Below are 2,224 nucleotides of genomic sequence, written 5' to 3'. Positions count from 1 at the left end.
CGACAGCAGCATCCCTTGGCCGGCGCGCAGCGCGGCGGCGTGCTCGGTTTTCAATTCGGCGCCGAAGCCGGCCTTGGCCAGGCGCTGGTTGTCGCTCTGGTGGCGCAGGTGCGTCGTTGCCGCGGTGCGCCTTGGCGTGGCGCCGCAGCGACGGGCGCGACCGGCCAAATGGGCTTTCAAACGTCCATGTAACGCCACACAGTCAACCCGTACGCGGAACCAAGGTTGAGCATCAATTCGCCTTGTTGGTACGATTTTACTTGCGGCGGAATATCAAGCGCTTCCCACCGGCCCGTCTTGGGGCACGGCTGACCCGCAGTTGCGCGAAGCTCTCCGTCTGGCTGCACCGGAGCGCCTGAGTGGGCCGGCTCAGCCTGTATGCTTCTGGCGAAATCAACCAAATCCTTCGGATAAAATTGCGCGTCGCGGAAGCTGCGGTCGTCAATGTCGAGCAGGTAGGTGATGGCGGCGGCTTCCCATGCCCAGTAACCCATGAAGCTCGTGCCTCGGGTATGGCTGTCGTGATATGGCTCGCGGCGGCTGGCATGGTACCAGTCGTCCAGGTATCCCGCCATCAACTCGGGACGTTTCTCCTTTGGGGCTACAAATATCTTTAGTGTCTTGAAATACGGCAAGTGACGCGTGCACTCGTCCGGCGGCGCGCCGCGACCGTCCACATAGAAGGCGAACAACCGTTCCAGCATACCGTCTCGCCGCGGGTTGTGATAGTCGATAATTGGCACCAGACGGGACAATAAATGGCCCCAGCCGAGAAGAATGCCGAGGCAGACTAAACGGTTGGCTTGATCAAAGCCATGTCCCAAGAGCGGAAGATGAGCCACGTAAGTACGAAGGCCCTCCGGAGTGGCATCGTATGCTTTGTCATATTTCGCATATTCTTCCCAGTATGCCAAGACGGTCGGGTAACAACACTGCAGAGCAGGGAGATCGATTCCTGCTGAATAGTTTATCGTCAGTAAATTAATCGAGTTCCATGCCCGAGATCGCGTCATTGTCATTAACTTCGCAGCGTCTTTGTCTGCCATCCAAACTGGATTTTCCATATTTCTACCGACGCGAGGAATTCTCATCGCCAAGTCTTGCACCAATTCTAGGTATACCGAATAATCGAAAATTATCTCTCGTTTTTTTTCTGAAAACTCTTTTAATGTAAAAATATTATTTATTTTATTTACTTAATAAGAATTGTGTCGGGAAGGTTCATTAATAATTGAATGTCATGTGTTGATCCGTTTGATTTTTTATGTTTACTTAATTGACGGCCAGTCACTAACGATATCCAACGTTGATATGGGCAATTTATCTCCCCTTCCTCATATTCAGTAATTAATGTTCTTAGTCGGTGACCAGGGGCTGTTAGTTTTTCTTCAGGTAAAACATATGAAATCCAAGCGTGGGTCATCTGAGTTGGTAGTCCAGTTGGTTCGCCATGCTTGTTTTTCCCTGGGGGATTGACACCACGCCGCACCGCCGTGTCATGATGGTCGGTATCACCAATAGACACGTCTTGGTTGGCATGTGCATCCCAATCCACCCAAGTTAGGGATTTTCCAACCTTTTAACATGGTTTTTGGATCATGTGCTTGTGCGGCTTCGGCCTGGTTTTGCGTGTTTTGGATAGATTTTCCCGATGGATGTGTGTCCGTTTCGCAATCAGGCGCAGCACCTCGCGCAGTAACTTCGCCACCTTTTTTCCGAGCAGAAGGGCCGGCAACAATGGTTTGAGGGCGGTATGCGCATAGGCGTGGTTGATGCGCTCGGCTGCGCGCAGGTCGGCGCTGTCGTGGGCTGTCAAGGCCGCCAGGGTTTGCAAGTTATCGCACATGATTTTGGCGGCGACGTCCTGCACCACGGCTTGCTGGGACAGGCCAGACACATGCTCCAAATTGAGNCGATGCTTGAGCCGCTTGAAGGCTTCCTCGATACGCCAGCGCTTGTGGTAGAGGTCGCCGAAGCCGTCGGCGGGAAAGCGCGCGCTGTCGAACAAATTGGTCATCAACACCCGCACCTTGCCGTTCGGCGCGACATGGCGGACGAGGCGCACCTGCTGGGGTTCTCGGGGGCATTCATAATCGTCGGCGTCGCGCCGGTCGGGCGCGCGCAGCATGACGAGCTGCTCGCTCAGACCGGAGCGCAGGAAGTCGCGCACGCAGGGAAAGCCGCCGTTGCCGGCCTTCTCGACGCGCATGCAGAACGCAATGTG

At 54.7% G+C, this 2,224-nt stretch carries 4 protein-coding genes; all 4 read right to left on the bottom strand.

Features of this window, described 5'->3' with window-relative positions:
* Positions 1–198: type VI secretion system Vgr family protein (locus JANGC3_RS0127830; protein WP_232429839.1), on the bottom strand; the 198-nt coding region annotated here is incomplete at its 3' end.
* Positions 177–1,046 carry a PoNe immunity protein domain-containing protein gene (locus JANGC3_RS33440; protein WP_198292125.1) on the bottom strand — a complete coding sequence of 290 codons (870 nt, stop codon included), beginning with the start codon at positions 1,044–1,046 and terminating at the stop codon, positions 177–179. The genes JANGC3_RS33440 and JANGC3_RS0127830, both read right to left, overlap by 22 nt.
* Before the next feature lie 146 nt (positions 1,047–1,192).
* On the bottom strand, positions 1,193–1,555 hold the full coding sequence (locus JANGC3_RS33115) for a hypothetical protein (protein WP_157407094.1): 363 nt from the start codon (positions 1,553–1,555) through the stop codon (positions 1,193–1,195).
* A gap of 24 nt (positions 1,556–1,579) precedes the next feature.
* Entirely contained in the window at positions 1,580–2,017 is a 438-nt protein-coding gene (locus JANGC3_RS30455; RefSeq protein ID WP_442905270.1) for a transposase, read from the bottom strand.
* Positions 2,018–2,224 lie beyond the last annotated feature (207 nt).

The organism is Janthinobacterium sp. CG3 (genome assembly GCF_000344615.1).
GTDB lineage: Bacteria > Pseudomonadota > Gammaproteobacteria > Burkholderiales > Burkholderiaceae_D > Janthinobacterium.
This window is presented reverse-complemented; position numbering and strand designations above follow the sequence as displayed.